Origin of the sequence: Bifidobacterium eulemuris, from assembly GCF_014898155.1 — a bacterium.
In the GTDB taxonomy this organism is placed as follows: Bacteria; Actinomycetota; Actinomycetes; order Actinomycetales; family Bifidobacteriaceae; genus Bifidobacterium; species Bifidobacterium eulemuris.
In genome coordinates this window covers 1,684,824-1,700,625 of record NZ_CP062938.1, presented here as the reverse complement: position 1 = coordinate 1,700,625, position 15,802 = coordinate 1,684,824, and the positions used below count along the sequence as shown (strand labels likewise).

The following is a 15,802-nucleotide window of genomic DNA, read 5'->3' as shown; positions in this document are numbered from 1 at the left end:
GGCTTCCCAGCGGGTGAATCGCGCGCAGGCGCGATTCACCTACGCAAACGTCACCCCGTATTCTGCAGGCCGGCGGCCACACCCGAAACGGTGCACAGGATCAGATAGATGAACCCGGCCTGCTGGCTCTGGCTCAGCTCCTCCTTGTCCACCTTCTTACGCAGCGACTTCAAGGCCAGCACCTGCGTGACGGACAGCGCGTCGACGTACGGCGAGCGGATGCGAATCGCCTGGCCCAGCACATGGCGGTGCTGCAGCGGCCACTCGTCGCCCACGATCTTCAGCACCCACTGGCGGGTGAGCTTCATCTCATGCAGCACCTTGTCGCGCAGATCGTCGCGGTCGCCCAGCGCGAGGTACATCTTGGCGATGCGCTCGTCCGTCTTGGCGATCGACATCTCGATATTGTCGATGAACGTCGAGAACAGCGGCCACTCCTTGTACGCCTGACGCAGCGTCTCCAGATCGCCGAACTGCTCGCACGCCGAACCCAGGCCGTACCAGGCGGCCAGGTTCACGCGGGCCTGCGCCCACGCGAAGATCCATGGGATCGTGCGCAGATCGTCCAGCGACTTGGCTCCCAGACCGCGCTTCGCCGGACGCGAGCCGATCGGCAACAGGCCGATTTCGGTCAGCGGCGTGACCGTGGAGAACCACGGCGCGAAATCCTCGGTGTTGAGCAGGTCGAGATAGCGCTCATGCGAGACCTCGTCGAGCGCCGCGGCCATATCCGCGTACTTCTCGGTCATCTCGGTGTTCGTCTTCTCCACGCTCGGCGCGGACTGCAGCAGCGTGGCCGCCGCGACCGACTCGACGTGGCGTATGGCCAGCACCGGGTTGCCGTAGCGCGCGAAGATGACCTCGCCCTGTTCGGTGAGCTTGAAACGGCACTTGACCGAGCCGACCGGCTGCGCGAGCACCGCGCGGTTGGCCGGACCGCCGCCGCGGCCGACGGCACCGCCGCGTCCGTGGAACAGCGTCAGGTCGATGTCGTGCGATTCGGCCCAGCGGGCGATGCGTTCCTGCGCGGAGTGCAGGGCCAGCGTGGCGGAGGTGGGGCCGGCGTCCTTCGAGGAGTCGGAGTAGCCGAGCATGACCTCCATCTTGCCGCCGGTGACCTTCAGTCGGTTCTGCACCTCGGGGATCTTGATCATTTCCTCAAGCACATTCACCGAGTTCTCGAGATCCTCCAGCTGCTCGAACAGCGGGATCACGTCAAGGGTCGGCACATCCTGCGGGTTCGCGAAGGCGAGACGGTTGAGCTCGTACACGTCGCGCACATTCTGCGCGCTTTTGGTGAACGAGATGATGTAGCGGCGCGCGGCCTTCATGCCGTTGCGCTTCTGGATCGCGCCCAGCGCGCGGAAGGTGTCGAGCACCTCGTGCGTCATCGGCTGCAGTTCGCCGCGTTCGCCGTGCAGGCCGTGCTCGCGGATGTCGTCGAGCGCGCGGGCGTGCACCACGGAATGCTGGCGGAACTCCATCTCCACCATGTGGAAGCCGAAGGTCTCAGCCTGCCAGATGAGGTCCTGCAGCGGGCCGTAGGCGGAGCGCTTCGCGTTGGCCTCGGCCAGCGAACGCTGCACGACGCGCAGATCGGAGAGGAACTCGTCGCAGGAGTGGTACATGAGGTCCGCGTCGCGTTCGATGGTGTAGTGCAGGCGGTCGGCCATCACCAGCATCACCGCGCGGTGCGTCTCCTTGGTGGAGATCACCGACGCGCGCGAGGTCAGGCGTTCGCTCATCTCGCGCTGGCGGCTCCACAGGTTCTTGAGCTCCTGGCTGGCCGGCGTGGTCTCGGACTCCATGGTGAGGTTCTTGCCGACGGTGCGCGTGGCCTCCTCAAGCGCGCCGATCACGTGGTCGGAGAACTTGCGGGCCACCTGGCGGCTCACCTTGGCGGTGACGTTCGGGTTGCCGTCGCGGTCGGAGCCGATCCAGCTGCCGGGGCGGAAGAACGCGGGGCATGCGGGCGGCACGAGGCCGGCCTTGTCGCCCAGCATCCAGTCGTCGAAACGGCGGTAGACCTGCGGAATCGTGTGGAACAGCGTGTTGTCGAAGATGTCGAGGATGGTGTCGGCCTCCTCGACGGGCGTCGGCTTCTTCAGCGCGATCGGCGAGGTGCGGAACAGCGCGTCGATCTCGTTGAACAGGCGGCGGTAGTTCTCCTTCTTATCGGAGCCGCCGAGCAGCTTGTGCACCTCGAGCAGCTGGGCGATGCGGCGGATCTTGCCCTCCACGGCCTTGCGTCGCGCCTCGGTGGGGTGGGCGGTGAACACCGGATGGAACTCCAGATTGTCCAGCAGCTCCTTGGCCTTCGCCGGGCCGAGCTCGCCGATCAGCTGATGGTAGGCGAGGGTCATCTCGTTGACCGGATCGACCGCCTGGCTGTCGTTGACCTCGGCCTCGCGCTGGTGCAGCACGGAGACGCGGTAGTTCTCCTCGCTCAGGTTGGCCAGATGGAAGTAGGTGGCGAACGCGCGCGCCAACAGCTGGGCGTCGTGCAGGTTCATATTGTCGATGACCTCGACCGCCTTGGCCAGGCCGTCCTCATCCGGGTGCGGATCGGTCATGCCGCCGAAATGTTCGGCGCTGGCCTCAACGGCGTATTCGCGCACCTGATCGAAGGTGGCGAGCAGCTGCGGATCGTATTCGCCGAGCACCTCGCGAAGGATGCTCAGGCACAGCTCCATATCGTTGCCGAGGGATTCGGGAAGCTGCTGCTCATCGTGGGGCGTCGCGGCCGACGCCTCGGTGAGCGCGGATTGTTCTTGTGATTGTGACATATACTCTCCTTTGCCGAACCTCCGGTTGCTCGGTCTGGCGGTCGTCCGTGGCTCCTCCACGGTTGTTGAGGCCGCCCGTTGCGAGCCCACAGCCTTCGATTCAGCGTGGTTGCTATGTGCGGAACATTGTAGGCCCGCATAATCGCCATTTAGGTTACGAAGTCCACAATGTGCACTTTTCTTCCTTCCGCGTCATCCTGAGCGGAGCGTAGCGGAGTCGAAGGATCCCACCGTGCATAGCATGGGGATGAGATGCTTCGACTACGCTCAGCATGACGGGAGAAACGAATGCTCGGCATGACCGTCGGGCAGGGCGTGCGGTACACCTAGAAGTGTGACGAACGGGCATGAACATCAGCATGCGCATCAAGCGGAACCGGGCGCGACCGGCGCCTCCGCCGTGCGCAAATTCCACACGCACTCCATCCCCCTGGATATGGAGGATATCGAACGCGACTGGGACAAACCCGTCACCGAAGCCGGCATCGCAGCCAAAGCCAGCGTGATCGTGCGCGTCGGCATGCTCGACCTGAGCGCCGGCACCGGCAGCTTCCGCGTGCGCGAGATGATGCACCGCATCGCCTACCCGCTGGGCGTGCACGTGCGCGCCGACGTGAACCTCACCGACATCGAGGCCGCCTGCACCGACGGACGCGACCGCATCACCGAAGTCGTGGACCTGCCCACCACCGGCGTCAACACCGAACGCATCTGGCTGCTCGAGCATTTCGCCGACTGGTTCAACGTGAACCTCGGCACCGGCTCCATGTACCACGCCAAGCCGGACATCTCCGAAGAACTCGTCGAACACCTCGACTCCCCCGACGCGCGCCAATCCATCATGCGGGCCGTGGAAAAGGACCGCGAAGCCAAACGGGCCCAAGCGGAGCGCCTCGCCAAAGAGGCCGCCGACGCCGCCGCGGAATCCACCAAACACGGACACAAGCCCCCCAAAGGCGAATACGCCGAACATTTCGACTACGTCTCGTCCCCGCATGACGAAACGAGCGCAAGCCACGGCATCACCGTGAGGCAGGCGCACGAACGACTCGACCTCATCGAACGACGCAAGCCGCTCTACGCGCCCTGGTTCTCCGGACTCGCCTCCGCGCTCGCCTGCGCGGCCTTCGTGTTCCTGCTCGGCGGCGGCATCTACGACATGGTTGGCGCGTTCATCGGCGCGGGACTCGGCCAATGGCTGCGCCGCCGACTCTTCGCCCACCATCTCAACCAATTCTTCGTCACCTTCGTGTGCGTGGCCGTGGCGGCGCTCGCCTGCACCGGCGTATTGCGCGCCATCGGCTGGTTCGTCGACCCGGTCGCGCTCGAACACGACACCGCCTACATCGGCGCCATGCTGTTCGTCATCCCCGGCTTTCCGCTGATCACCGGCGGACTCGACATGGCCAAAATCGACTTCCCCTCTGGCATACAGCGCATCTGCTATGTGCTGTGCATCATCCTGATGGCCACGCTCGCCGGCTGGGCCGTGGCTCTGATCGTGCACCTCAATCCGGAAGGATTCGAGCCGCTCGGCCTCGACCCCGCGGTGAACTGCCTGCTGCGGTTCGTCGCCGCGTTCGTCGGCGTGTGGGGATTCTCTGTACTGTTCAACTCCCCGCAGCGCATGTGCTTCGTCGCCGCGTTCATCGGCGCCATCACCGACACCTTCCGGCTGGAAATCGTCGATATGGGCATGCCCGCCGAAGGAGGCGCCTTCCTCGGCGCGCTATTGGCCGGCCTTCTCGCCTCCGCATGGCGATCCTCCGTGCGCCGCGGCTGGCTTCCGCCGCATCTCGGCTACCCGCGCATCTGCCTGACCGTGCCCTCCATCGTCATCATGGTGCCCGGCATGTATATGTACCAGGCCATGTTCCACCTCGGCCAATTCGACACCCAACTCGCCCTCGACTGGGCCTTCCGCGCCTTCATGGTGATCGTCTGCCTGCCCATCGGCCTGGCGATGGCGCGCGTCATCACCGACAAATCCTGGCGCTACGACATTTAATTGCCGCGCGTACGGAGCGCCTCCCGCGTTGCTCCTCAGTCGCGGTACCCACTGTACCGCTTCCTTCGGTGCGCCTTGGAGTCGCACGCGTACGCGCGCCAATTCGACGAGGGGGCGCGGCTTTTCCACGGGCTGGGCATAATGGAAGGGTGAGTCTGCCCGGCTTGAGCAGTGTTGCCAGAAGACTGAACCATGGAGAGCGAAGCAGTGATTCGAATTGCCGTCGTTGAAGACGATCCGGGGTATGTGTCCGTCGTGGAGCGGTATCTCGCCCAATTCGAGCAGGAACGTGGCGAAAGCATCAGCCATGTGGTGTTCGATGACGGCGCGAAGATCGCCGCCGACTACCAGCCGGTGTTCGACATCGTGCTGATGGACATCGAAATGCCCGGAATGGACGGCATTTCGGCGGCGCGCGAGATTCGCTTGGTCGACCGGGACGTCATCATCATCTTCATCACCAGCATGGCCCAGTACGCGATCGAGGGCTACACGGTGCGGGCGCGCTCCTACGTGCTCAAACCCATCAACTACTACGGCTTCGCCATGGAGCTGCAAAGCGCCATCGACGACATCGCGCGGCGCGAGAACCGCGGCAAGTCGCTGATCTTCACCTCCAAGGACGGCATGCACAAGGTGCGCGTCAGCGACATCCTCTACGTGGAGAGCAAACGCCACGACATGTTCATCCACACGGTCGACGGCGTGATCCGCATCCGCGAATCGATGAAGAACCTGGAGGAGACGCTGCAACCGCACCATTTCGCGCGCTGCAGCGTCAGCTATCTGGTCAATCTGGCGCATGTGACCGGCATCGAGGAGGGCCGCGACGCCATCGTCGGCGGGGAGCGGCTGCCGGTCAGCCGGCAGAAGGGCAAGGAATTCATCGCGGCGATGGCCGCGTATGTGGGAGGAGGCGACCATGAGTGAGCTCGTCAACGCGGCGCTGACGAACCCCGTGCTGTACACGCTGTGCTGCGGCCTCGTCGTGGCATGCGCGCTGGCCCCGATGTCGGCGCGGACGGATTCACGCCCGCTGCGGGCGCGGAGGATCGCTTGGTCGGTGGTACTGGCCGTGGGCGTCACGATAGTCGATATCGTTTTCGTGGACGTCGAAACCGCCTGGACCGCCGTGGAGACGCCGATGTGTCTGGCGGCGCTGCTGGCGTTCACCGTCGCCGTCATGCGCATGGGCGTCACGACCGGAACGTACGTGGCGGTTTGGTCGCTGTCGTTGGCATCGCCTGTTTCGGAGATCGCCAGCCTGCTGACGCTGCGCTTCGACGGTTGGGTGCTGTGGTGCGTGCGGGTGGGCGCGTTGGTGGTGATGATGGCGGTGCTGTACGTCTGCTGCCGGCGGTGGCTGGCACCGCAGCTGCAGATGTCGGGACGGTATCTGATGAGCCGCCGCAAGGCGCTGTTCGCGCTGGTGCTTGTGGTGGTGTTCATGACGGCCGCCGACTATCAGGTGATCTTCTGGCTGATCGGCAGTTCCGAACCGTCCAATATGGTGCCGGCGTTCCGCGTGCTGGTGGAGGCGCTGTGCTGCATCGTGCTGTACCTGCAGAACGACATCGAACGCCGCCAGAAGGCGCAGCTCGAGCTCAATATGGTGCAGGAGCTGTGGCGGCACCAGCGGCACCAGTACCAGGTGTCCAAAGAGACGATCGACGTGATCAACCGCAAATGCCATGACCTCAAATACCAGGTCGCGGCGTTCCGCGCGACGCACGGCAATGCGGACATCGACCGTCAGCTGGGCGAGATCGAGCATTCGGTCGATGTCTACGATTCGGTGGTGAGAACCGGCAATCCGGTGCTCGACGTGGTGCTCACCGAGAAAAGCCTGTACTGCGAGGCGCAGCTCATCACCATGACCTGCATGGCGGACGCCTCGCGGCTGGACTTCATCGAACAGAGCGACCTGTACGCGCTGTTCGGCAACGCGATCGACAACGCGATCGAAAGCGTGATGAAACAGTCCGATCCCGACAAGCGGGTGATCCAGGTCTCCGTGCGTCCCGAAAACGACTTCCTGCTGATTCAGGTGCGCAATTATTGCGACGAGCCGATCGAGCTGGTCGACGGACTGCCGCTCACCTCGAAAACCTCCGAGCCCGGATACCACGGGTACGGCCTGCGCGGCATCCGCTACACGGCGGAACGCTACGGCGGCACGATGGGCATCCGCACGGACGGCAAGGCCTTCACCCTGCAGGTGCTGCTTCCGCTGCCGGTGCGTCAGCCGCGGCGGGATGAGGATCGCGAGCCGCAGGACGACAACCGCTAGCCGCCGGCCGCCAGCCAACGACCGCTAATCGCCACCGTAAGCCGTTGGCCGCGAGTCGCCGGCCGGTCGTCGGCGATCCGGCGACGGAAGTTGCCGCCATCGATACCAATCGTGCCATCCGGCACGCCTCCCACCTGAACGCTTCCTAAATTGGGTTGCACGTGGGCCCACCGGCCCCGCATCCACCCCAAGAGCAAAGAAGCAAAGGAGGGAAGAGCATGTCCGACAAGCGCAAGCATCTCGTGAAGAACGGCGTCATCGCCACGGCATGGCTGGTTATCGTCATGCTGGTGTTCAACACGATGCTCACCACATTCGGCAGCACCCTGATCAACTACATGGGCATCGGCACCGTCACGGCCGGCGGCGACGCCGAGGTGATGACCGAGGAGGAGACCCTGGCCGAGGGCCGTGAGGTCAACACCGAGCTGGAAAGCGAAGGCGCGGTGCTGCTGCGCAACGAGAACAACGCCCTGCCGCTCGAAAAGGGCAGCAAGGTCACGATTCTCGGCGCGATGTCCTACAACTACGTCAACGGCGGCACCGGTTCGGCCGGCGGCAAGTACGACGAGTACACCTACACCATGAAAGAGGCCTTCGACGGCAGCAAAACCGAAGGCGAGGGCGTGAGCACCGAGCAGTACCTCGATGTGAACGAGAAGGCGTGGAACTGGCTTGAGGAGGCCGTCGGCGGCGAACGCAACGCGGACACCACCGGCGAGTACGTGGGCCACACCGGCACCGGCGAGGAGACCACGTTCACCGGCTCCGACTACGCCGAGAACAAGGACGCCTACGGCGACGGCGATTGGGGCGGATACAAGCGCGTCAACGAGTTCTCCAAAAGCGTGTACGAGAACCATAAGGACGACTTCATGGCCGACGGATACAACGACACCGTCATCGTGACCTTCGGCCGCTCCGGCGCCGAGGGTACCTCCCCCGTCATGGATTACGACGGCGACGGCAAGGCGTCCACCGGCACCACCTACCTGCAGCTGAGCGAGGACGAGAAGGACCTGCTCAAGTTCTGCGCCGAGAACTACTCCAAGACGATCGTGCTGATCAACTCCTCCGCCGCGATGGAGCTGGGCGAGATCGAGCAGGAGGAGTACGGCGTGGACGCCTGCCTGTGGATCGGCCACCCCGGTGAGGCCGGCCTCGTCGGCGTCGCCCAGATCCTGACCGGCGAGGTGAACCCGTCCGGCCACCTCGTGGACACCTACGCCTACGACATGTCCACGATGCCGTCCTTCTACAACAACGACGACAACAAGTACACCAACGTCGAATCCATCACCACCGGCTTCGACAAGTCCAGCAACTTCGGCTACTACCAGTACGAGGAGGGCATCTACGTCGGATACCGCTTCTACGAGACCGCCGATGCGGAGGGGTATTTCGACTCCGAGGCGTTCACCAGCCATGAGTGGAAGAACGGCACGGCCTCCGGCTACGACGAAGTGGTGCAGTATCCCTTCGGCTACGGCCTGAGCTACACCACCTTCTCGCAGGAGGTGACCGATTCGGACGTCTCGCTTGAGGCGCACGGCACGAACAGCATCAGCGTCAAGGTCACCAACACCGGCGACGTGGCGGGCAAGCAGGTCGTGCAGCTCAACATGGAGGCGCCCTACGACCAGGACGACTCCCTGGGCATCAAGGGCACGGGCCTTCAGAAGTCCGCGAAGGTGCTGATGGGCTTCCAGAAGACCGGCCTGATCGAGCCCGGCGAATCCGAAACCGTCACCATCGAATTCGACACCGACGACCTCGCCTCCTTCGACACCTACGGCACCGGCGTGTACGTGCTGGAGAAGGGCGACTACAAGTTCCACATCGGCGAGAACGCGCATGAGGACGCCACCGATCCGGTGGAGACCTCCCTGGCCGACACCATCGTCTACGACGAGGACGGCGTCGGCGCGCGCGACAGCGACGAGCAGGTCGCCAGGACCTCGCTGGGCGACGTGGACGCCGGCGACGGCAACATGCTCGACGGCTACCTCAACCGCAGCGACTTCGCGGGCGGCATGGAGACCATCATGCAGCACGAATCCAGCTGCAAGGAGGAGGCGCTGAGCGACAACGCCGTGGCCGCGCTGGCCGTGCCCGCCAAGGGCTCGACCGACTACACCTACGAGACGTACGAGAACGGCGAGAAGGTGACCAAAACCGTCAAGAAGTACGTGGGCGGCGCCAGCTACCTCGCCTACTCCGACGAGGAGAACTGGGAGGGCCTGACCCAGGACGACGAACGCTACCTCTACGACGACGCGAACGAGGACCATGCCATCGAATACGGCAAGACCTACTACGTCGTGGTGGACGACGACGGCAACGCGGTCCAGGATGAGGACGGCAACTACCAGGTGACCGAGGAGGAGACCTCGATGCGTCTCGACATCGACGCGCCGATCCTCGCCGACCTCGACTACGACAACGAGGTCTGGGCCTATCTGCTGGACCAGACCACGCTCGAGGAGCAGATCGCCGTCGCCGGCGGACTCGGCTGGCAGACCCCCGCCGTCGAATCCGTGAACAAGGAGCAGGAGGCCGTGGTCGACGGCCCCGGCGAGTCCGGCAACGGCAACAACAGCTACGGCACCAACACCTGGTGGAGCTCCGCCGTGGTGAACGCCTCCACCTGGAATCCGTACCTGATGGAGAAGCTGGGCGAGGCATACGCCCACCAGTCCATCAAGAACGGCCTGTCGGGCGCCTACGCGCCGGCCATGAACACCCATCGCACGCCGTTCGGCGGCCGTAACTTCGAGTACTTCTCCGAAGACGGCTTCATCGGCGGCAAGATGGGCGCGGCCGAGGTCACCGGCCTGCAGTCCAGCGGCGTGTCCGTCTACATCAAGCACATGGCGATGAACGACAACGACACCAACCGAGACGGCAACATCACCTGGTTCTCCGAACAGGCGGCCCGCGAGATCTACCTCAAGGACTACGAGATCTGCGTCAAGGAGCTGTTCGTGGTCGACGAGGCCAACGAAACCGGCACCTTCGTCGACGGCGAGAACGTGCTCGGCATTATGGGCTCGCTCAACCGCGACGGCATCTCGATGTTCCACCAGGGCCTCTACCAGACGATCCTGCGCGGCGAATGGGGCTTCAACGGCCTGGTCATCACCGACGGCGTCGGCCCGTACCCGTGGGTCATGACCCCCGGCGCAGGCCTGTTCGGCGGCGTGGAAGGCCAGCTCGGCGGCTCCGCCGTCACCGCCTACTACGACCAGGAAGGCGACGCGACCTCCACCAACTACGGCAAGTACCTGCTGCGCAACTGCACCAAGCACATGCTGTACCAGAACGCGCGTTCCGCCACCTCGGCCGCCAGCACCGACAACAGCGCCTGGAAGACCTGGATGGTCGCGGGCGATGTGGCCTTCGGCGTGGCGATCGTCGCGGTCGTGGCCACCTGCATCGCGATCCCCGTGGTCCGCAGCCGCAAGGACGCGCGCGCCAAGGTGACCATCTCCGGCGAGTGATCCCCCACGAGGACGCATAACCCCGCATGCACATGCGCATGAACATGCGCAATCCCAACGGGGCGCGTCCTCCGACCGGGCGGCGGCGCAAGCCCAAGCCTCACGCGGCCAAGCCCCGCGAGGTCAGGTCCCTCGCGAAGCCAGGTCCCTCGCGAAGCCAAGCCCAATGGGCCGGCCTCGCGAGGAACGGCCCGGCGCAGCCCGCGCCGCCGCCCGGTTCCAACACATCGAGAGAATTATCAAGAGGAGCATTATCATGACGGACGCAACCGTCGGCACCGCAACGCACGCGGACGCCTCCCCCAAACAACCGGGCAAGCTGAGCCTTGCCTTGAACAAGCGATTCCACTTCCTTGACCGCGGCTCGAACCTGCGCACCGAAATCGGCGCCGGCTTCGGCTCGTTCAGCATCGCCGTCTGCGCGCTGCTGCTCAACACGCAGGTGATCGGCGCCTCCTACGGCAACTACGCCGGCCCGTACCTCGCGCTGGCCGTGGTCTCCTTCCTCGGCACGGTCCTGCTGGGCGTGCTGTGCAACCTGCCGCTCGTGCAGTCGGCGAACATGGGCCTGAGCACCGTGCTCATCTCCATGATCACCGCGAACGAGGGGCTCACCTACTCCAACGTGCTGGCCATCACCTTCGTGGCCGCGGTCATCTACTTGGCGATCGCCGCGACCCCGGCCCGCCGCCTGTTCACCGACCTGCTGCCGGAGAGCGTGCGCAAGGCGCTGCCGGTCGGCATCGGCATCTACATCATGATGACGGCGCTGCGCAGCTCCGGCATGATCACCGACGAAGGCCAGCTCACCGACACCACCACGCTGGGCTCGCTGCAGACCTACTACCTGTGGCTGATGGCCGCCGGCGTGCTCGTCTACGTGCTGTACCTGTCGTTCCGCCACCACTGCGCCCTCACCAAAACCTACTGGCTGCTCATCGCCGCGATGTGGGTCGGAGGCATCCTGTTCTTCCTGGACTCGTTCATCGGCGGACAGACCGCCACGACGCTCGTCTACGAGCGTGTGAACACGGTGGTCGCCACCGACGGCGCCTCCCCGTACAACATCGTCACGGGCATCCAGTCGATCGACCTCGGCGCGCTGTTCACCAGCGGCTTCGACTTCAGCGGCTTCACGGCCAAGGGCGGCAACGTGCCGCTGGTGTTCATCCAGGGCGTGCTCAGCTTCCTGCTGATCGGCATGTACACGAATATGGGCACCACGTCCGCCGCGGCGCAGGCCGGCGGCTTCGAGATCGACGAGCGCGTCTCCTCCCGCGTGCATCTCATCGGCGCCGCGCTCAACGTCGTCGCTCCGGTGCTGGGCGCCTCCCCCACCTCGGTGGGCGCGGAATCCTCCGTGGGATCGCGTGACGGCGCCAAGTCCGGCCTGAGCTCCCTGGTGGCCGCGCTGGGCTACTTCGTGTCGATGTTCGCCTGGGTGTTTGTGCTGCTCACCGCCACGAAGACCAACGGCGTGGGCATGTGGATCTCGGAGACCGAGACCAAGCTCGCCGCCTACGTGCAGGACGGCTTCGTCTTCGCCGACTTCATCATGGTGCTGGTGGGCGTCTCGATGCTCAAGGGCGTGCGTGATGTCGCGGCCTCCAAGCTCGAGGAGAGCCTGCCGTTCCTGGTGGCCGTCGCGGGCATCGCGGTGGCCGGCAATATCGCGCTGGGCGTCGCCTTCGGCGTCGTATCGCACATCATCGCCATGCTGGTGTGCAAGCGCGGCAAGGAGCTCACCCCGGCCACGCTCGGCCTCGGCGCTCTGCTGCTGGTCTACGGCGTGTTCGCGCTGATCTGAGACTTACCCCTCCCTCCTCCTCCAATAACACGGCGGGGCCGTTCCAGTGTTCGGAACGGCCTCGCCGTTTTCGCGTCGCCGCCGCGCAACACCGCGTCATATCTCGTCATATCTCGCATATCTCGTCAAGCCTCGTCACACCTCGTCAAGCCTCGTCACACCTCGTCAAGCCTCGTCAGGCCTCGTCAAACGAACTTCGTCTTATCTCGTCATACCGCGTCAAATCTCGTCAGGCGAACCTCGTCAAATCTCGTCATACCTTGTCAGGCGAATCTCGTCATACCGCGTCAAATCTCTTCAAATCTCGGCAAGCGAATCTCGTCAAATCTCGTCATACCGCGTTAAATCTCGTCATACCGCGCAATACCTCGTCACGCCTCGTCAGGCGAACCGCGCCGATAACTCCTCGGTGCGGTCCTTGCATGAAAATAACGAGAATGGGTGTTCTTCACGGTCTCCAAGGAATCGGATCCAATGCGACGATCTCCCAATCGGTGCCGATTTTACCCATATCCCGTTTGAATCCGGGATCATTGCAGACATCGCAGTATCCTTCTGGTCCTCCGTACACTTTCACCACCCGATCGCCGTCGCGACGGTTGCAGCGGATGAGAGCTCCTACCATGCGCCACTTCCTCCTTCGATTCAATCTGCGTTAGCGGTAGTGGAAATGAGGGGCTGCAAAGGTCGATCTGCGTTAGCGGTAGTGGGGGGTTTGGCGTTATCCCGTGTATGGTTGTTGGAATACCGGGCCAGATACATGGCGTATCGCCCAACCCCCACTACCGCTAACGCAGATCGACCTTTGCAAGACCCCAAATCCACTACCGCTAACGCAGATAGGCTTGTTTACGCGATATCATCGATGTCGTCGTGGCTGCTGCGGGCTCCGTAGTCATTGTGGCCGGCATGGTCGTCAAAGTCGCTCCGTGCGCCAAGGTCATCTTCCAGGCCATCTTCCGGTTCATCCCCCGTACCCAATTTCGTGTTCTGACCAAGCGCCGCCAAGAGTTCCTCCTCCATCCCCAGCCTTTCCCATAGCGGCCGCATACGCATGCGTCGTCCGTCGCATAGCTGCCGTATGGATTGGCGTTCGGTCACAGGAACAACCACCCCCGTCTGCCGTTCGATGCTCTTCGCAACGCGTTGCGCCAGTTTTTCTTCGGCTTCGTCGTCGCCAAGGTTGAGCTTGGTGATCTGCGAATAATCCCACCCTTCGTCTTCGATGAGCTGCTGTCTGGTTACGTCGGCCAGCCACTGCTCGGCGTGGTGCGCGCCCTCGTATTCGAGAGCCACGCGAAATTCCGGATAGGCCATGTCGATGAACAGGGTTTTCCCGTTCTTCGGGTTGCGTATGGGATGGTTGAATTCCGGGTGATCGAACCCGTATCTCATTAGCGCGATGCTTGACCGGGATTCCTGCGACGAGTCCGACCCCTCGCGCATGAGCCGCAACGCTCGCCGGCAGTTGCGCATGCCGCGAAAACCGCGTCTGCCCGCATTTTCCGGCTGCTCTAGCCATTCGTCCACGCTGTCGAGATACGAGATGAAGTCTGAGATAGACGCGCGCCGCAGCCTTCTGTCCCGCCGCATCATCGCATCGCCCAGCACGATGAGCTCCTCCAAGGTGATGATGGTTGACATCATGGCCCATGTGCACGCTGGTGAGGTGCATGTGAATTTGCGTTCGACGGTGGTGGTATCCAGCGGCCAGGGCCACGTCACGAACGATAGGTTGGCCGCCCGGAATCTGGTGTTGTGCGCCCGCGCCACGACGTAAAGTCTGTCGGCGCGTTGCACGCCCCGCGGCATCAGGGGTTTCTCCACGGCGAGTAGTTCCAGCGCGGTCGTCAGTGCGTAGACATACTGGGCCGATACGCGTTCCTGTGTGTCTGCGCAGGCTTGCATGCGCTGATGCTTGAGTTCCGTCAGGCCGGTGAGCGACAGTGATCGTTGGTTCATGCCACGACCCTATGGCAGGCCGCGCCCCCGCGTCCACTGCCTCTACGAAAATTGTGGATAAGTGGATAACTTCGGGGTGGAGCGTCGCGCGATAGGACCCCTACCGCCAGTCATCCTGGTTCGCTCAGCTCGTTGTGCCCGTGGCCATCCCGATCGGAACGCGTTCCTCACATCATTGCGAGCGGAGTGAACGAGGCAAACATCCTGCATCCTGTGAACCGTGTTTTGCGAACCGTGTTCCGTCATGCCTGCCTCGCATTCCGTTGAACCAACTGCCCGCGCTCGAGTCCATGCCCGAGCGCGAGAGCGGTGCGTCAGTACTTCATGCCCATGGCTTCGCGCACCTCGTCGAGCGTGGCTTCGGCCACCTCGTTGGCGCGCTTGTTGCCGTTCGCGAGCACGTCGCGGATGTAGTCCATGTCCTTGGCGAGCTCGGCGCGGCGCTCGCGATGCGGGGCGAGGAACTCGTTCACGGATTCGGTCACGTACGCCTTGAGCGCGCCAGCGCCCGCCGCGCCGATCTCGTCGGCGATCTCCTTGGGGTCGCGGCCGGTGACCAGTCCCGCCGTGGTGAGCAGGGCGGAGACCTGCGGACGGCCCGTCGGATCGAAGGTGATGGTGCGCTCGGAATCGGTGGGGCTCTTCTTGATGAGCTTGGCCGTCTCTTCGGCGGTGGCGCCCAGCATGATGGAGTTGCCGTAGGATTTGCTCATCTTGCGTCCGTCAAGGCCGGGGATTTCCGGCGCTTCGGACAGAATCGCCGCCGGCTCCGGGAACACGGGGTTCTTCTTCGCGTAGCGCTCGTTGAAACGGCGGGCGATGGTGCGCGTGATTTCGATATGCGGCAGATTGTCTTTGCCGATCGGCACCACGTTCGCCTTGCAGAAGAGGATGTCGCACGCCTGATGCACCGGATAGGTGAGCAGCAGGCCGGTCAGCGCATGGCCGGAGGCCTCCATCTCGGCCTTCACGGTCGGATTGCGGTGCAGTTCGGATTCGGTGACCAGCGAAAGGAACGGCAGCATGAGCTGGTTCTCGGCCGGCACGGCGGAGTGCGCGTAGATCATGGTCTGCTTGGGGTCGATGCCGGCGGCCATGTAGTCGAGCACCAGATTGAGCACGTTGTCTTGGATGTGTTCGGTGGTGTCGCGGTCGGTGATCACCTGGTAGTCCGCGATGATGATGTTGGAGTGCACGCCCTTGTTCTGCATGGCCACGCGCTGCTGGATGGAGCCGAAATAGTGGCCGAGGTGCAGGCGTCCGGTCGGGCGGTCGCCGGTGAGCATGGTGAATTTGCCGGGTTCGGCCTCCAGCTTGGCCAGCGTGGCGTCGGAACGCTTCTTCGCCGCCAGGAAGCTGGCGCTCATCTCGTTGCCTGCGGCGGTCAGCTGGATGTCCTGAGTCTCGTCCGTCATGGGTTCTTCCTTGTCGCCAAAATGTGTCAAAACC

Annotated in this window: 9 protein-coding genes; 5 read left to right on the top strand and 4 right to left on the bottom strand. The window is 63.8% G+C overall.

The features are described from left to right. Positions 1 to 50: 50 nt before the first annotated feature. The gene (locus tag BE0216_RS07365) at positions 51 to 2,786 is read right to left on the bottom strand and encodes a phosphoenolpyruvate carboxylase (protein WP_094635776.1); all 2,736 of its coding nucleotides are present in this window, start codon (positions 2,784 to 2,786) and stop codon (positions 51 to 53) included. 436 nt (positions 2,787 to 3,222) lie between these two features. Between BE0216_RS07365 and BE0216_RS07360 the strand changes: the two genes are divergently transcribed. From BE0216_RS07360 to BE0216_RS07340, 5 genes are all read left to right on the top strand, one after another. Then, complete coding sequence (locus BE0216_RS07360) at positions 3,223 to 4,794, top strand: threonine/serine exporter family protein (protein WP_169714224.1); 1,572 nt, start codon at positions 3,223 to 3,225, stop codon at positions 4,792 to 4,794. Between the two features lie 207 nt (positions 4,795 to 5,001). Further along, positions 5,002 to 5,724, top strand: coding sequence for a LytR/AlgR family response regulator transcription factor (locus tag BE0216_RS07355; protein ID WP_226805729.1), 723 nt, complete (start codon positions 5,002 to 5,004; stop codon positions 5,722 to 5,724). After that, positions 5,717 to 7,084, top strand: a complete 1,368-nt coding sequence (locus BE0216_RS07350; RefSeq protein WP_158217158.1) for a sensor histidine kinase — start codon at positions 5,717 to 5,719, stop codon at positions 7,082 to 7,084. Before BE0216_RS07355 ends, BE0216_RS07350 begins: the two co-directional genes overlap by 8 nt. Before the next feature lie 218 nt (positions 7,085 to 7,302). Further along, entirely contained in the window at positions 7,303 to 10,584 is a 3,282-nt protein-coding gene (locus tag BE0216_RS07345) for a glycoside hydrolase family 3 C-terminal domain-containing protein (RefSeq protein ID WP_193042845.1), read from the top strand. Between the two features lie 256 nt (positions 10,585 to 10,840). After that, on the top strand, positions 10,841 to 12,391 hold the full coding sequence (locus BE0216_RS07340; RefSeq protein ID WP_094635781.1) for a hypothetical protein: 1,551 nt from the start codon (positions 10,841 to 10,843) through the stop codon (positions 12,389 to 12,391). 448 nt (positions 12,392 to 12,839) lie between these two features. Here BE0216_RS07340 and BE0216_RS07335 read toward each other — a convergent pair whose 3' ends face one another. The 3 genes from BE0216_RS07335 to trpS form a co-directional block, all read right to left on the bottom strand. Continuing rightward, the gene (locus BE0216_RS07335; protein ID WP_158217159.1) at positions 12,840 to 13,016 is read right to left on the bottom strand and encodes a hypothetical protein; all 177 of its coding nucleotides are present in this window, start codon (positions 13,014 to 13,016) and stop codon (positions 12,840 to 12,842) included. A gap of 224 nt (positions 13,017 to 13,240) precedes the next feature. After that, positions 13,241 to 14,353: a hypothetical protein gene (locus BE0216_RS07330; RefSeq protein ID WP_193042844.1), complete on the bottom strand. Its 1,113-nt coding sequence runs from the start codon at positions 14,351 to 14,353 to the stop codon at positions 13,241 to 13,243. 314 nt (positions 14,354 to 14,667) lie between these two features. Then, entirely contained in the window at positions 14,668 to 15,768 is a 1,101-nt protein-coding gene (trpS, locus tag BE0216_RS07325; protein WP_094635782.1) for a tryptophan--tRNA ligase, read from the bottom strand. Positions 15,769 to 15,802 lie beyond the last annotated feature (34 nt).

Excerpts from the sequence above, each read along its gene's own strand:
- BE0216_RS07330 (WP_193042844.1), bottom strand. The coding sequence starts at position 14,353 with ATGAACCAACGATCACTGTCGCTCACCGGCCTGACGGAACTCAAGCAT.
- BE0216_RS07340 (WP_094635781.1), top strand. The coding sequence starts at position 10,841 with ATGACGGACGCAACCGTCGGCACCGCAACGCACGCGGACGCCTCCCCC.
- trpS (WP_094635782.1), bottom strand. The coding sequence starts at position 15,768 with ATGACGGACGAGACTCAGGACATCCAGCTGACCGCCGCAGGCAACGAG.
- BE0216_RS07360 (WP_169714224.1), top strand. The coding sequence starts at position 3,223 with ATGGAGGATATCGAACGCGACTGGGACAAACCCGTCACCGAAGCCGGC.
- BE0216_RS07345 (WP_193042845.1), top strand. The coding sequence starts at position 7,303 with ATGTCCGACAAGCGCAAGCATCTCGTGAAGAACGGCGTCATCGCCACG.
- BE0216_RS07350 (WP_158217158.1), top strand. The coding sequence starts at position 5,717 with ATGAGTGAGCTCGTCAACGCGGCGCTGACGAACCCCGTGCTGTACACG.
- BE0216_RS07335 (WP_158217159.1), bottom strand. The coding sequence starts at position 13,016 with ATGGTAGGAGCTCTCATCCGCTGCAACCGTCGCGACGGCGATCGGGTG.
- BE0216_RS07365 (WP_094635776.1), bottom strand. The coding sequence starts at position 2,786 with ATGTCACAATCACAAGAACAATCCGCGCTCACCGAGGCGTCGGCCGCG.